This is a genomic window from Micromonospora sp. NPDC051296 (genome assembly GCF_040682255.1).
GTDB lineage: Bacteria > Actinomycetota > Actinomycetes > Mycobacteriales > Micromonosporaceae > Micromonospora > Micromonospora craterilacus.
In genome coordinates this window covers 1-13,868 of record NZ_JBFBAO010000178.1, presented here as the reverse complement: position 1 = coordinate 13,868, position 13,868 = coordinate 1, and the positions used below count along the sequence as shown (strand labels likewise).

At 73.8% G+C, this 13,868-nt stretch carries 17 protein-coding genes and 1 pseudogene; 11 read left to right on the top strand and 7 right to left on the bottom strand.

The window, feature by feature from the left end:
- Positions 1 to 696: response regulator transcription factor (locus AB0M52_RS19330; protein WP_363955272.1), on the top strand; the 696-nt coding region annotated here is incomplete at its 5' end.
- Positions 693 to 1,265, top strand: coding sequence for a hypothetical protein (locus AB0M52_RS19325; protein WP_363955269.1), 573 nt, complete (start codon positions 693 to 695; stop codon positions 1,263 to 1,265). The genes AB0M52_RS19330 and AB0M52_RS19325, both read left to right, overlap by 4 nt.
- Here the strand turns inward: AB0M52_RS19325 and AB0M52_RS19320 are convergent.
- The 5 genes from AB0M52_RS19320 to AB0M52_RS19300 form a co-directional block, all read right to left on the bottom strand.
- Positions 1,258 to 1,776, bottom strand: a complete 519-nt coding sequence (locus AB0M52_RS19320; protein ID WP_363955277.1) for a hypothetical protein — start codon at positions 1,774 to 1,776, stop codon at positions 1,258 to 1,260. The two genes, AB0M52_RS19325 and AB0M52_RS19320, sit on opposite strands and share 8 nt — an antisense overlap.
- Positions 1,777 to 1,903: 127 nt before the next feature.
- Positions 1,904 to 3,172: an MAB_1171c family putative transporter gene (locus tag AB0M52_RS19315; RefSeq protein ID WP_363955267.1), complete on the bottom strand. Its 1,269-nt coding sequence runs from the start codon at positions 3,170 to 3,172 to the stop codon at positions 1,904 to 1,906.
- The gene (locus AB0M52_RS19310; protein ID WP_363955264.1) at positions 3,166 to 3,705 is read right to left on the bottom strand and encodes a hypothetical protein; all 540 of its coding nucleotides are present in this window, start codon (positions 3,703 to 3,705) and stop codon (positions 3,166 to 3,168) included. The genes AB0M52_RS19315 and AB0M52_RS19310 overlap by 7 nt, the downstream gene beginning before the upstream one ends.
- Before the next feature lie 121 nt (positions 3,706 to 3,826).
- On the bottom strand, positions 3,827 to 4,432 hold the full coding sequence (locus tag AB0M52_RS19305; RefSeq protein WP_363955261.1) for a hypothetical protein: 606 nt from the start codon (positions 4,430 to 4,432) through the stop codon (positions 3,827 to 3,829).
- Positions 4,425 to 4,868, bottom strand: a complete 444-nt coding sequence (locus AB0M52_RS19300) for a hypothetical protein (protein WP_363955258.1) — start codon at positions 4,866 to 4,868, stop codon at positions 4,425 to 4,427. The genes AB0M52_RS19305 and AB0M52_RS19300 overlap by 8 nt, the downstream gene beginning before the upstream one ends.
- Before the next feature lie 448 nt (positions 4,869 to 5,316).
- Here AB0M52_RS19300 and AB0M52_RS19295 point away from each other — a divergent pair, with 448 nt between their 5' ends.
- Both AB0M52_RS19295 and AB0M52_RS19290 read left to right on the top strand, forming a co-directional pair.
- The gene (locus AB0M52_RS19295; RefSeq protein ID WP_363955255.1) at positions 5,317 to 5,697 is read left to right on the top strand and encodes a DUF2267 domain-containing protein; all 381 of its coding nucleotides are present in this window, start codon (positions 5,317 to 5,319) and stop codon (positions 5,695 to 5,697) included.
- 103 nt (positions 5,698 to 5,800) lie between these two features.
- Positions 5,801 to 6,283 carry a type II toxin-antitoxin system PemK/MazF family toxin gene (locus AB0M52_RS19290; RefSeq protein ID WP_363955252.1) on the top strand — a complete coding sequence of 161 codons (483 nt, stop codon included), beginning with the start codon at positions 5,801 to 5,803 and terminating at the stop codon, positions 6,281 to 6,283.
- A gap of 42 nt (positions 6,284 to 6,325) precedes the next feature.
- On the opposite strand, the gene AB0M52_RS19285 is transcribed toward AB0M52_RS19290, so the two are convergent.
- On the bottom strand, positions 6,326 to 6,973 hold the full coding sequence (locus tag AB0M52_RS19285) for a GGDEF domain-containing protein (protein ID WP_363955250.1): 648 nt from the start codon (positions 6,971 to 6,973) through the stop codon (positions 6,326 to 6,328).
- 265 nt (positions 6,974 to 7,238) lie between these two features.
- On the opposite strand from AB0M52_RS19285, the gene AB0M52_RS19280 reads away from it, so the two are divergent.
- The 5 genes from AB0M52_RS19280 (at position 7,239) to AB0M52_RS19260 (ending at position 11,660) form a co-directional block, all read left to right on the top strand.
- On the top strand, positions 7,239 to 7,478 hold the full coding sequence (locus tag AB0M52_RS19280) for a DUF397 domain-containing protein (RefSeq protein WP_363955247.1): 240 nt from the start codon (positions 7,239 to 7,241) through the stop codon (positions 7,476 to 7,478).
- A gap of 132 nt (positions 7,479 to 7,610) precedes the next feature.
- Positions 7,611 to 8,498, top strand: a complete 888-nt coding sequence (locus AB0M52_RS19275; protein ID WP_363955244.1) for a helix-turn-helix transcriptional regulator — start codon at positions 7,611 to 7,613, stop codon at positions 8,496 to 8,498.
- Positions 8,499 to 8,636: 138 nt separating this feature from the next.
- Positions 8,637 to 9,692, top strand: coding sequence for a LacI family DNA-binding transcriptional regulator (locus AB0M52_RS19270; RefSeq protein ID WP_363955241.1), 1,056 nt, complete (start codon positions 8,637 to 8,639; stop codon positions 9,690 to 9,692).
- A 2-nt stretch (positions 9,693 to 9,694) separates the two neighbouring features.
- Positions 9,695 to 9,910, top strand: a complete 216-nt coding sequence (locus AB0M52_RS19265; protein WP_363955238.1) for a hypothetical protein — start codon at positions 9,695 to 9,697, stop codon at positions 9,908 to 9,910.
- A 130-nt stretch (positions 9,911 to 10,040) separates the two neighbouring features.
- Positions 10,041 to 11,660 carry a serine/threonine-protein kinase gene (locus AB0M52_RS19260; protein WP_363955235.1) on the top strand — a complete coding sequence of 540 codons (1,620 nt, stop codon included), beginning with the start codon at positions 10,041 to 10,043 and terminating at the stop codon, positions 11,658 to 11,660.
- A gap of 13 nt (positions 11,661 to 11,673) precedes the next feature.
- Here the strand turns inward: AB0M52_RS19260 and AB0M52_RS19255 are convergent, their stop codons facing one another.
- The gene (locus AB0M52_RS19255; RefSeq protein WP_363955274.1) at positions 11,674 to 12,366 is read right to left on the bottom strand and encodes a carbon-nitrogen hydrolase family protein; all 693 of its coding nucleotides are present in this window, start codon (positions 12,364 to 12,366) and stop codon (positions 11,674 to 11,676) included.
- A 98-nt stretch (positions 12,367 to 12,464) separates the two neighbouring features.
- Between AB0M52_RS19255 and AB0M52_RS19250 the strand changes: the two genes are divergently transcribed.
- Positions 12,465 to 13,274 carry a DedA family protein gene (locus tag AB0M52_RS19250; protein WP_363955232.1) on the top strand — a complete coding sequence of 270 codons (810 nt, stop codon included), beginning with the start codon at positions 12,465 to 12,467 and terminating at the stop codon, positions 13,272 to 13,274.
- Positions 13,275 to 13,330: 56 nt separating this feature from the next.
- Positions 13,331 to 13,738, top strand: a pseudogene (locus AB0M52_RS19245) (protein phosphatase); the annotation flags it as partial.
- Positions 13,739 to 13,868 lie beyond the last annotated feature (130 nt).

Genomic DNA, 13,868 nt, shown 5'->3' with positions numbered 1-13,868 from the left:
GTACTGCTGGTGGTGGACGACGACGAGACCGTGGGTGCCGCGCTGGTCACCCAGCTGGCCGACCACCGGGTACGCGGACACCACTACCCGCACGCCGCCGAGGCGCTGCTGGCCGCAGGCGCCCTGCAGCCGGACGCCGCGGTGGTCGCCGCCGGGCTGGTCACCATGAGCAGCACGGAACTCGTGCGGCTGCTCGCCCGTCGGGCCGGCATCGCGACCGTGGTCGGGGTGGGGGACGACGACGGCGGGGTCGCCGTGGCGGCGCTGAAGGCCGGCGCGACGGCCTGCGTCCGCCGCCCGTACCGGGCCGACGAGGTGCTGCCCATTCTGCGGGCCATCCGCCCGGAGACCGCCAGCGCCCTCGACCCACCGATCGAGCTCGGCGGACTGCGGGTGGACCCGGCCACGTTCGAGGTGCGCCTGAACGGCCAGGCGGTGGCGCTGCCGATGAAGGAGTTCAAGCTCCTCTACTTCTTCATGAGCCACGCCGAGCGGACGGTTACCCGCGAGCAGTTGCTCGCCGCCGTGTGGGGCGGGGTCTCCGACGAAACGTCCAACACCCTGACCGTGCACATCAAGCGGCTGCGCCGGCGGCTCGCGCTGGACGGGGACCAGACGCCGATGATCGTGACCGTCCGCGGCCTGGGGTACCGGTTCGTGCCCGCCCCGACCGCCGCCTCGCCGACGACCTCGTGAACGTGCTGCCGGGAGAGCCGCCGTACCCGCCCCTGGCGGGTGGTGCGCCGGGCGCCGCCCCGGAGGGCATGGTGCTGGTGGCGGTGCCGCTGGCGTACATCCCGCACGTCGCCCGGCTGCTGGCCGACCTCGACGCCCGGCAGCGGGTAGCGCCGGTGCCCCGACGCCGCTCCGAGCCGGAGCGGCGGCCACCGACAACGGACTGGACGGTGGAGGATCTGCGCCGGCTCAGCCAGGGGCGCAGCGCCACCCACCGGACGGTGGCGGCGGTGCTCGACGCGCTCGCGGCGGAGCCGGAACGGCTGTTCACCGTGCCGGATCTGGCCCAGGCCACCGGGCGGCCCCGGAAGAAGATCATCGGGGCGATGGCCGGGCTCACCCGGCTGCTGAAGGCGCACTACGACTACGCCGGCCGCGGGCTACCGTTCGCCCGGGTGGCCGGACGGCCGGAGGGGCCGCGGGAACTGTGCTACACCGTGGACGCCCGGCGGGCGGCACACTGGCGGGAGGCCCGACTGTCGCGTGCTGCCGACGACGAGACGCCGACGGCCGGCGGCACGCTCAGCTGAGCAGCACGAAGATCGGGACGGCGACGAGCGCGCCGAGCGTCGCGCCCGCGAGCACCTGGCCGAGGGTGTGGTCGCCGAGCCGGACCCGTGACCAGCCCACCAGCGCGACCAGGGCCACCAGCGGGGCCGCCACCGCGCCGAACAGGACGATCAGGACGGACACCGAACCGGCGCTGACCGCCGCGTGGGCGCTCAACTTCCACACCTGGTTGACCACGGTGACGGCGGCCCCGACGGCGAACATCACCACCACCATTGCCACCAGCGGGCCCGGCGCGCCGAGCAGCACCAGCGCCGCCAGGCCGACCAGCACGGAGAGCAGCCCGTAGAGCAGTGGCCGGCGGCGCTGGCTACGTTCGCCGATGTGGTGGTCGGTCAGCTGGCCACGCCGTACGCCCAGCCAGATGATCCCGTACGGGACGGCGGAGCAGAACAGCACGGCCAGCGCGGCCCAGCCGAGCCCGGCCACGACGGCCGGCGCGGTGCTGTGCACCGCGACGACCAGGGGCATGACGGCGGCGAGCACCGCGGGCGCGAACACCTCGGTGGTGGCCCGGGCCACCCGGTACGAGGTGGCGCGGGTGTTCGGGTCGACGGCGGTGGGCACAGGTCTACCTCTCGACGGTGCGGGGCGGGGGCTACCGCTCGGCGGGCTGGACCGGAGTGGTTCCGGGGCGCGGACCGGACTCCTTGATGATCGTCCGGACCAGCGGGGTCGACAGCGCCCGGGCGACCCGGGCCAGCCAGGTCACCTGGTCGGCCGCGCCGAGATCGGTGCCGGGGCCGGGGAACGGGTCCGGTCGTTGCCCGGTCCCGTCGGCGGCGGGTAGGCCGTCCCGTCGCGCCCGCAACGCCGCGCCGATCACGGCGGCCTCGACGACGGCCGCCCGCTGCTGCCCGGACAGGCCGTGCTGCCGCGCCACCTGCTCGGCGTGCGCGGCGACGGCGCCGGACATCCACGGGCGCAGGCTGGCGTACCCGTCGAGGATCTCGACGGTGATCCTGACCCGGCGCAGCGAGGCGTCGCGGGCCACGGCGAGCGCCCCGCGTACCCCGGTCGCTGGGGGGAGCAGCGCGATCTGCGGCAGCACGTCGTGGATGCGCCGCCACAGCGGGTGGAGGCGACGATAGTCGCGCAGCGCACCCGCCCACTCCCACAGGCGGTCGAGCCCCACCATCGGTCCCCAGGAGGGCAGGGTGGACCCGATCAGTACCAGCAGGATCGAGGTGGTGAAGGTGAGCACCACCAGCGCGTCCGCGGCCAACGCCCAGTCCGGTCGCAGGATGCCCACGGCGACCGCGACCAGCTTGGCCGACACGTAGGCCAGCCCCCACAGCGAGCCGGCGACGATCAGCCGGAGCCCGAAGCGCAGCAGCGGCCGGTGCGCGATCCGGGCGTACCGGCCGGCCAGGATCACCACCTGCACCAGCGACCAGCCCAGGAAGGCCAGGTAGACGTAGAGGAACGGCGCGTCGAAGGGCTCGCCGTAGTACTCGCCGTCGCGTACCCGGGGTTCGGCGAGCCCGGTCGCGGGCGGCGTCACGGCGAACAGGGCCACCATCGCCGTCACGGTGACCGCCAGGGCCACGCTGCGGCGCCGTACGCTCCGCCGGGTCTCGGCGTCGTCGCTGGTCATGTAGAGCAGGAAGGCCTGCGCGGCGGTGGCGCACAGCAGGGAGAGACAGTTGGAGATCAGCCGGGCGGCGTCCAGCAGGCCGAGGAACTGGTCGATCCTCGGCATGAACGGCTGGATCGTCATCGACAGGGTGATCGCCAGCAGCGCCAGGCACAGTGCCCGCAGCGGCAGATTGCCCCGGTCCCGGGCCAGGTCGCGCAGCTTGTACAGGCTCATGCCCCAACAGACCAGGGTCACCACGATCATCGCGCCACGAACGATGCTCACCACCGCGGGGCCCGTCCCTCCAGCGTCGCGGTCAGCCGCGCGGACACCTCAGGATCCGCCGGTTCCGTGGCCGGGATCTCCGACCAGGACTCCGCCCGCTGCACGGCGATGGTCCCGAAGATCTCGGCGCGACGTTCGATCGGCTCGTCGTACCCGCTGCGGGCCAGCATCACCTGCGGCACGGACGGGTCCACCGACGGCATGAGTAGGGCGGTGAGGTGTTCGAGGTCGCCGGGTACGGAGGCGTCGTCGAACATCATGTGGCCGTACTCGTGGCCGATGATCAGGCTCTGCCGCACCGCGCTGGCGTCGGCGTCGTAGAAGACGTAGTCGGCGAACTCGCCGGCCACCCACAGGCCGTGCGGCGCCAGTGCCGGCAGCCGCCGGGGGATGAGGTGCACGGGCCGTTCCCGGTGTTGCTCGACCCGGTCGTGCAACTGGGCGAAGGTGAAGGTGGCGGGCAGCTTGAGCGCGGCCAGCAACCGCATCGACTGATCCCGCAGGTCGCTCAGGTTGGCTCCGCTCGAACGTCCCATCAGCTTCTCCCTCGGCCGCTCCGGCGGCCCGCGGGGTGTCCCGGCGACCGGAGCGACGTCCGAGAGTGGCGGACTCGCCACCATTCGTCAACGGCGCGGCCCGGCTGGGCGATTCTACCGATCAGCGGGCGCGGCACGGCGCACGCTCCAGAGTGGCGGAGAGCCGGGCCAGGACGGCCTCCGGGGCGGGCGGCGGGTCGGTGTTACGGAGGCCGGCCAACTGCTGCACCCGGGTGGCGAAGACCTCGGCCTGCCACTCCTCGTCGAGCGTGTAGACCGCGCGCCTGCCCTGTCGGGCCAGGCGGGCCGCGTCGACCTCGCCGAGCACCTGGGCGAGACCGGCAGCGACGGCGGGGCCGCCGACGTGACCGAGGAGCATGTGACCGATGCCGTGCAGCACGAGGTGGTCGCGGTGCAGACGCGGGCGCGGCGAGCTGACCAGGATGTGGTCGGTGCGGGCGCCGCGGCACCACACGGCCCGGGCCTCGGCGCGCCGGGTCCGCAGGGCCCGCACCACCAGCGGTCGCCCACGTCGGCGGGCCAGTTCGGCGATGAAGTCCGTCAGGGCGAAGGGGTGCGGCACGACCAGGCCGTGCAGCACTTCGTCGCAGCGGCGTACCTGGTGGACGTACCGGGTGGAGGTGGTCTCCTCCCACCGCCACCACCGGGCGAGGCGTACGCAGCCCGGGGTGACCGCCGCACCGCCTGCCGGCTCGGTCTCAGCCACCGCCGGTGGGCCGTTCGACAGCATCGCGCCGGCTACGGGCGGCGGCCTCCAGCCGTTGCACCTGCTCGATCATCGCCACCACGGCCGCGTGCCCCTCGGGGGACAGGCGGGCGTCGACCAGCCGCATCGCCACCTGTTTGATGTGCGGGTCGGCCAGTACGTGGACCAGATCGTGCGGGTCCTGGCCGGTGAAGAAGGCGGGGGGCCGGCCGAAGAAGGCGGCGATGGCCTCCACCACCGAACGCCGCGGATCCGGTGACCGCCCCTGCCGAAGATTGCTCAGATGGGTGTGGGAGATCCGGCACCCACGCCGGGTCAGCTCGCTGGCCACGTGTCGGACGCTGTACGGCTTGCCGGTCGAGTCCAGGGTGGTGCGGAACAGCCAGTCGAGGCGCTCGGCGAAGGTCTCGCCGGGTCGGTCAGGGGCCTCAGGCATGGGGACTCCTCGCGCAGCGGAACACCAGATTTACACGAGGGCTCGATCCGGAATCAAGTGTTGACAACAGTCCTAACTGTACGGCTACGATGACGATCACTTTGGCAACCCTTGTGGCCGGATCGGTTGATCGTGGCACGGCCGGATGCCAGAGCGGTCTTCCAGAGCGCGTGCACGTGGTGTGAAACGGGGGCGCGACGTGCGGGCGAGCCGGCGTACGACGGCTGGAAGACCTCGGGCGACCTCCTCGCCCGGTGTGGAGCCTCGGCTCCGCCCGGTCGGCAGCGGGTCGGCCCGGGCACGCGGCGCGCCGACCACCTCGGCGCGCTGCGTGCCCCTCGACGCTCGCTGCCCAGCTGCCCTGGTGTCGTCGCCGGCCCGCGTGGTGTGCCTGTTTACCGGGGACGGGCGGGGGTAACCAGCGCCGCGCTGACGACAGGAGGGCGCCGTGCGGTTTCCCCTATTCGTCGACGCGGTGTCGCGCCGCTCCGGCCTGCCGCCCGAACTGGCCGCCGCCGTCGCGCGCGCGGTGCTGCAGACCGTGGTGGAGCGGATGACCGGCAACCCGACGGCCGACCCGACCGGCTACCTGCCGGACGAGTTGAGCGGTGTGCCGGGCACCGGGTCGTCGCCCGCGGACTTCCTGCATCGGGTCGGCCAGCGGGCCGGGGTGGACGAGCAGACGGCGGGCGTGGGGGCGGCGGCGGTCTTCGCGACGCTACGCGAGACGGTCACCGTCGGCGAGTTCCGGGAGATGGTCGCCCGGCTGCCCGCCGCCGCCGACGGCTCGATCGATCCGATCCCCGGGCCGGGTGAGGCCCGGCCATAGCACGGCGCGGGACCGCCCGGCAGCACGATGAGACCCGGGCCGTTGGGCACGGTGCGGTGTCCCTGCCGACGCCAGGGTTGGCGGCAGCGGATAGGCTGCCGCCGTGGCTGGTCTGTTCAGGAGTGTGGCGGCCCGCGTCAGCGCGGCGATCCCGACCCCCCGGCGTGCCGGGCCGACCTCGGCCCGGGTCGCGCGGCCCCGCCAGGTCACCGCATTGCAGCGCCGCGAGCTGTCGTACGCCCCGGAGCCCGACGGGCAGGCCGACCCGGGGGAGATCGTCTGGACCTGGGTGTCCTACGAGGATGATCCCCGGCAGGGCAAGGACCGGCCGGTGCTGGTGGTGGGCCGGCACAGCCGGACGCTGTTCGGGCTGATGCTCTCCAGCCAGCGAGACCGCGACGGGGAGCGGCACTGGCTGGCTCTCGGGCCGGGCGAATGGGACCGGGAGAACCGGCCGAGCTGGGTGCGGCTGGACCGGGTGCTGACCATGCGCGAGGACGGCATCCGGCGTGAGGGCGCGGTGTTGGACCGGGCCCGATTCGACCGGGTCGGCCAGGCGTTGCGCGCCGGGTACGGCTGGCACTGAGCATCCGCCCGCCGGCGCGACTGGCGCCGCCGACGGACGCGATCAGCACTCGGCGAGGTGTGCGGTGTCGCGCAGCGCCCGGCTCGGCCGGGCTGCCCCCAGCCCCTTGGCTTCGTACATCGCCGCGTCGGCGCGGTCGAGCGCCTCGGTGAGCTGGGTCCCGTGCACCGGGGCCAGGCCGACCGAGGCGGTCACCCGCAGGGTGACCGTGCCCATCGGGATCGGTGCGGCGAGCATGTCGTACAACCGCCGGGTGGCGTGGTCGATCCACCGTCGGTCCACGGTCGGGCTGGCCAGCAGCCCGGCGAACTCGTCACCGCCGAGCCGGGCCACCGGGTTGTCGCCGGCGAAGGTGGCCAGCCGCTCGGCGACGCTGATGAGCACCTGGTCGCCGACGGCGTGCCCGTACCGGTCGTTGACCTGTTTGAAGTCGTCGACGTCGAGCACCACCGCGACCAGCGGCCGGCCGGCGCAGTCGGTGAGCAGCGTCGCGGCGAGGCGGTAGAAGGCGCGCCGGTTGGGCAGGCCGGTCAGCGGGTCGTGGCTGGCGGCGTGCCGTTCGGCGGTGAGCTCGGCCTGCAGGCGGCCGATCTCGGCCTCGGCGCGTACGGCCCGGCGTCCCAGCTGCCAGGAGGAGAGCAGGGCTCCCACGGCGCAGAGGCCGGACGCGACGGTCAGCGGATCCGGCACGACCTCTCCCTTCGCCGCGACGCGCGTCCCAGCACCGGCCGACGGGTGCTGGCGGACACCTCGTTTCCCCTGGTGAGGGCCAGGTTCACGTAACAGAATGTGAGCGGTTGGGTACCGCTCACATGCGCTATCATGCTCGCTGTCCAATGCAGATGCAATAGCAGATGCACGTGCAGATGCAGAATGATCCAATCGACATCGTCCCCTCGTGCCGCTACCGCTCCTCCCACGGCGCCGGCGCCTACCGGAGAGAACAGACGCCCCCATGCAGCAGCCGCTCAACGGTGTACCCGCCCACCAGTTGCCTCCCCTCGCCTGGCAGAAGAGCCGGCGCAGCAATCCCAGTGGAAACTGCGTCGAACTGGCGGAGCTGCCCGGGGGAGCGGGGATCGCGATGCGCAACTCCCGGCACCCCGAGGGGCCGGCGCTGATCTACACCGTGGACGAGATCGCGGCGTTCGTGCTCGGCGCCCGGGACGGGGACTTCGATCATCTGATCGGCTGACCTGCCATCCCATCGACGGGATTCGCCGCGCGCGGGATGGAGGTTCACCTAACTGAAGGTTCATGGCATGCTTACACGTCGGTCGCGCCGGTCCACCCGGTGCGCTCGCTGACGGCATGCGGAGGACGGCAGGTGACCATGGTTTCCGCCGAGGAGGGCCCGGCGGCGGGCCCGACCGTGCTGCGGATGCTGCTCGGAGCCCAGTTGCGGCGGCTCCGCGAGTCGCGCGGGGTGACCCGGGAGAACGCCGGCTGGGAGATCCGGTCTTCCGAATCGAAGATCAGCCGGATGGAGCTGGGTCGGGTCGGGTTCAAGGAGCGCGACGTCGCCGATCTGCTCACCCTCTACGGTGTCACCGCCGATCAGGAGCGCGCGGCGCTGCTCAAGCTGGCCCGCGACGCGAACAACCCGGGCTGGTGGCATCGCTACGGCGACGTGCTGCCGCCGTGGTTCCAGTCGTACCTCGGCCTGGAGGCCGCGGCGGCACTCATCCGTAGCTACGAGGTCCAGTTCGTCCCGGGTCTGCTGCAGACCCCTGAGTACGCCCGGGCCGTGGTGCTGCTCGGTCACGGCCGGGCCGGCCCGGGGGAGATCGACCGCCGGGTGGACCTGCGGATGCGACGCCAGGAGGTGTTGCGCCGGCCGCGTCCGTCCCGGTTGTGGGCGGTCGTCGACGAGGCGGCGCTGCGCCGGCCGATCGGCGGGCCGCAGGTGATGCGCGGTCAGCTCGAGGCGCTGCTCGAGGCCACCCAGACGCCGAACATCCGGGTGCAGGTCATCCCGTTCGCCGCCGGTGGGCATGCCGCCGCCGGCGGTGCCTTCACCATTCTGCGCTTCGGCGACCAGGACCTGCCCGACATCGTCTACATCGAGCAGTTGACCAGCGCGATCTACCTGGACAAGCGCGAGGACCTCGACTACTACGCGGTGGCGATGGAGCGGCTCTGCGTCGAGGCCGAGCCGCCCGAGCGTACGCCGGAGATCCTCAAACGGATGATCGCCGAGCTCGATTCCCGGTGACCGGCCCGCGCGGCTGACCGGCGACCAGCCGTACCCGGCGCGCCGGGTACGGCTGTCTTGTGCATTGACACCTCCGGATCCTGCGTCTAGTCTCTGGATCGATCCAGACTGTATCGATCCAGAAGAGGGGAGGGGGCCGTGAAGCCGACCCTGCAGGCCGTCGCCGAGGCCGTCGGTGTCTCCCGCAGCACCGTCTCCAACGCCTACGGCCGCCCCGACCAGCTCTCCGCGGAGCTGCGGCAGCGCATCCTCGACACCGCGCGGCAGATGGGCTATCCCGGGCCGAACCCGACGGCCCGGTCGCTGCGGCGCGGCTTCGTCGGCGCCATCGGGGTGCTGTTCACCTCGCGGCTGTCGTACGCGTTCACCGACCCCTTCGCGGTGCGGTTCCTCACCGGGGTCGCCGCGGCGGCCGAGCGGCACGACAGCAACCTGCTGCTGGTGCCGCTGCCCGTCGATCCCGCAGGCGCGCGGAAAGCGGTGGAGAACGCTGCCGTCGACGGCTTCTGCGTCTACTGCGCCGGTGACGAGGAGGGGATCATCGACACGATCCGCGGCCGGGGCCTGCCGTTCGTCACCACGTCCTCGCGTCCCCGGCAGGGCGACCGGTGGGTCGGTATCGACGAGCGGGCCGCCGCCCGGTCGGCCGCCGAGCACCTGACCGCCCTCGGCCACCGGCGGGTCGCCCTGCTCGCCCACGACGTGCTGCCCGACGCCGCCACCGGGCGACTGCGGGTGGCCGACGTGGCCGACGTGCCGCATCCCACCACCCGTGACCGCCTCGCCGGCTTTGCCGACGCCTTCGCGGCGGCCGGCGTCGGCTGGACCGACCTGACGGTGCTCTCCGCCGCCGACAACGACCGGGCCGCCGGCGCCGCCGCCGTCCGTGCCCTGAACGCCGGCCCCGAGCCGTGCACCGCGGTGCTCGCCTGCTCCGACGTCCTCGCCCTGGGCGCGCTCGACGCGCTGCGCGCCAGCGGCGGGGAGGGCCGCCGCGTGTCGGTGACCGGTTTCGACGACATCCCCGAGGCGCTGCCGGCCGGCCTGACCACCGTCCGGCAGCCCGGCGAGGAGAAGGGGCGCACCGCCGCCGAACTCCTGTTCGACCCGCCCGTGGACGCCTCGGCGGGTCAGATCCTGCTGCCCACCACACTCGTCGTCCGGACCAGCTCCGGACCAGTCCCGAGGAGTTGACCATGGAACAGCCCACTGGCTTCATCGTCGCCGTCGACGCGGTCATGCGTCACGTCAACTCGGCCCGCCCGGACGCGCCGGTCCGCGCCGAGCCACCCCGCACCGCCCGGCTCGCTGCCCCCCGCCGCCTCGCGGCCGGTGCCCTGCGCCGGCTCGCCGACCAGATCCAGCCCACCCCGACCAGCTCCGCCCGCAACATCCCGGCGGGTGCCTGCTGACCCCGCAGGCTGCGCCTGACAAAACCGCAGTTTGCGGCTGAACGGCGGTAACACACTATCCGCCCGGACCGGGGGCAACCGGGCCGGGCGGGTGGTGGACCGGGCGGGAGACCAGGCAGACTGGGCCCCCATGTCGCCGTTCACGCCCAACCTGCGGTTGCACGACCGCTACGTGTTGCACGACCGCATCGGCCTCGGCGGAATGTCCGAGGTGTGGCGCGCCGACGACGAGGTGTTGGGCCGGCCCGTCGCGGTGAAGGTCCTCGCCGGAACGTTCGCCGTCGACCCGGACCTGCGGGCCACCATCCGCCGGGAGGCCCGCGCCGCGGCCCGCCTGACGCACCCGCACGTCACCCAGGTGTACGACTACGCCGAGGCCACCCTCGACGGCGGGACGGTCGTGCCGTACCTGGTGATGGAACTGGTCGACGGGCAGAACCTCGCCGATCGGCTGGCCGACGGTCCGCTGCCCTGGCCGCAGGCCCTCCGGATGGCCGCCCAGGTCGCCGCCGCGCTGGCCGCCGCACACCGCCTCGGGGTGGTGCACCGCGACATCAAGCCGGGCAACGTCATGCTCACCGAGACCGGCGCCAAGGTGCTGGACTTCGGCATCGCCGCGCTCGCCGGGCCGCAGCACGCCGGTACCCGAGCGGCCGGCGAACCCATGATGGGTACGCCCGCGTACACCGCGCCGGAGCGGTTGAGCGCCGGGGCGCCGAACCCGGCCAGCGACGTGTACGCGCTCGGCGCTCTGCTCTACCGCACCCTCACCGGCGACGTCCCGCTGCCCGTACGCGACTGGGAGGACGCCGTTGCGGTGCACGCCCACCGCCCGCCCGTGGCGTCGCTGCGCGTACCGGGGCTGCCGGCCGACCTCGCCGAGCTGGTGCTGGCCTGCCTCGATCCCGATCCGGCCGGACGGCCCACCGCCGGGCAGCTGGCCGCCCGGTTCCGGGCCGGCGCGACCGGGCCGGCGGGGCCGTCCACCGCCGTCCTACCGATCATCTCCACTCCCGCCGGCGCGCCCACCTCGGCGGAGCCAGGGTCCGCGCAGCCGCCGACCCTTATCGACCGCGCCGGATCGTGGTCCGCCGCCGCCGCTGTGCCGGCCACCGCTGCGGGGCAGGGGAGCGACGACGGCCCGTGGTCCGCGACCGGCGGCCCGCGGCGAGGCGACGCCGGCCGGTGGTCGACGGCCGGCGGTCCGGCGCGTGGTGCGGCCCGCCCCGTGCCCGCCACCGGCCGGCGGCCCAGCCGGTCGCGGCGGTCCGGCCCGCCGGTCGGCGCGCTGGTCGCGGCCGGTCTGGCCCTGCTGGTCGGTCTGGGCGCGGTACTTGCCCTCGGCAACCGCGGCGACACGCCGCCCACGGCCACGGGCACGGCCACGACATCCCCGGCCGCCCCGCCGACCTCCACCGCACCGGCCACGCCGCGACCCAGCGCCACTCCGTCGACGGCCCGGCCCGAGCCGGTGAGCCTGCGGCAGGCCGCTGTCGAGTTCGCCGCGTTGCTCACCGAGGCGCAGCTCGCCGGCAAGATCGACGACAAGGCCGCCGACAAGCTGCGCCAGGAGCTCGCCAAACTGGCCGGGGGCAAGCCGAAGGACCGCGAGAAGCGGATCGAGGAGGTGCGTGAACGCCTCGAGGACGAGGTCGAGCGCGGCCGGCTCCCGGCCGACTTCGCCGACCGGTTCGACAGCCTGCTCGACCGGCTCGAAGCGACGCTGCCCGACAACGACGACGAGGACTGATGACTGGCCGAGGTCAGGTCAGGGTGGCGTGCACGTACTCGCCGGGTGCGGTGCCGGCCCGGACGAGCACCGAGCCGTCCGGCGCCCAGATCGCCGACCGGCCGGCCGCCTCGGAGTAGCCACCGCCGGTGGAACCGGCGAAGCTGGCGACCGCGACGAAGACCCGGTGCGTGGTGGCGATCCGCAGCGCCCGCTCGTCGGGCACCGCCGCCTCGGCGGCCGAGTCCAGGATGGATGCCAGGTAGGCGTCGACCCCCAGGGCGCAGGTGCGGGCGGCGTGCTCCGCGATGCCGGTGTCCTTGCAGATCGCCAGGCCGAGCCGCCAGCCGTCGACCGCCAGCATCGCCGGGGCCGGGCCCGGCGTGAACCGGCGGGCCTCGACCGGACCGAGCCACATCTTCCGGTACGCCACCCGCACGCCGGCGCCCCGCACCGCCAGGGTGGCGATGTGCTCGCCGGCCACCGGGGCACCGACCAGGGCCAGCGTCCCCGTCTCGGCACAAGCCTCGACCAGTGGCGCCAACCGGGGGTCGGACGGGTCGACCGGCGCGGCGTCTAACTCGTAGCCGGTCAGCGAGAGTTCCGGGAAGACCACCACCCGGGCCGACGCCGCGCGGACCGACGCCGCGTGCGCCACCACGTTCGCGGCGACGTCGTACGCGACGCAGGTCGGTTGGGCGACGGCGATCGTCAGTGGACCGCGCACCGGTTCTGCTGCCACGCTTGCGCAGCCTACGGGCCTCCCGCCCGGCAGGTCGACGGCCGGCTGGGCGGCTCTCAGGTTCAGTTCGTAGGTTGTTGCGCATGATTCAGTCCCCGCACGCCCCGTCCGCCACCGGCGTCGTCGGCCAGTCCGCGCCGCCCGAGGACGGTCTGGTCGGCTTCGTCACCGATCTGGTCGAGCGGCTCGGCGGCCCGGGTGCGGGGCTGGCCGTGGCGCTGGAGAATCTCTTCCCGCCGATTCCCAGCGAGGTGATCCTGCCGCTCGCCGGGTTCGTCGCGGCCCAGGGCCGGATGAGCGTGGTCGGAGCGATCTTCTGGACCACGCTCGGCTCGGTGCTGGGTGCGCTGGCGCTCTACTGGATCGGTGCCGTGCTCGGTCGGGAGCGGACGCGGGCGATCGCGGCCAAGCTGCCGCTGGTGAAACTCAGCGACATCGACCGCACCGAGGAGTGGTTCCTGCGGCACGGCGTCAAGGCCGTCTTCTTCGGCCGGATGATCCCGATCTTCCGGAGCATGATCTCCATCCCGGCGGGGGTGGAGCGCATGCCGCTGCTCACCTTCGTCGCCTACACCACTCTGGGCAGCCTGATCTGGAACACCACCTTCGTGATGGCCGGCTACCTGCTCGGCGACAACTGGCACCTGGTCGAGGGGTACGCCGGCGTGCTGCAGAACCTGGTCATCGTCGCGTGCGTGGGCGGACTGGCCTGGTTCGTCGTCACCCGGATGCGCCGGTCGCGGCGGGCCGGCGGCCTGCGGTCGAACGACACCAGCGAAGCTCTGGTCGAGTCGGCGCCGGCCGGCGTGCCCGACCCACACGGGCGCGGCACCATCTACCGCAGCGCCTGGGCCGACGATCGTCAGCGCCCCGACCAGACCCCACCCCACTGACCGTCCATCGCACCCCTGCCCGGCGGGTGACCGTGGCGCGGGCGGATACTGGCGCGATGGGTGGCGGGCCGGGCTGGACGGACGACGTCGGTGTGGTCGAGCTGCCCGGCGGCGTGCGGGTGCGCGGGCGGCGCATCGCCGACCCGGCCTCACCGGCCGACTTCAGCCTGCTGCTCGCGCCCGGGCCGGTGCCCACCTGGGCGCACCGGCGGGTGCGGTGGCCGGACTTCTGGGTGCCGACGGACCGGGCCGACGCCCTGGATGCCCTGCACGAGGCGCTGCGACGTGGGTACGCGGGCGAACGGGTGGAGGCGGCCTGCCGCGGCGGCACGGGCCGTACCGGCACCGCGCTGGCGGCGCTCGCGATCCTCGACGGGCTGCCCGCCGAGCGGGCAGTCGCCTGGGTGCGGGCCGCCTACCGGCCCGGGGCCGTGGAGACGCCCTGGCAGCGCCGCTGGCTGCGCCGCCTGCCCTGCCCCCTGCCCCCTGCCCCCTGCCCCCTGCTCCCTGACCCCCTGCCCCCCTGCCCCCCTGACCGCTGGGTTGATCATGAAGTAGGCCGGGGGGTTGAACGGCCCTAACGCCCGCCAAGTA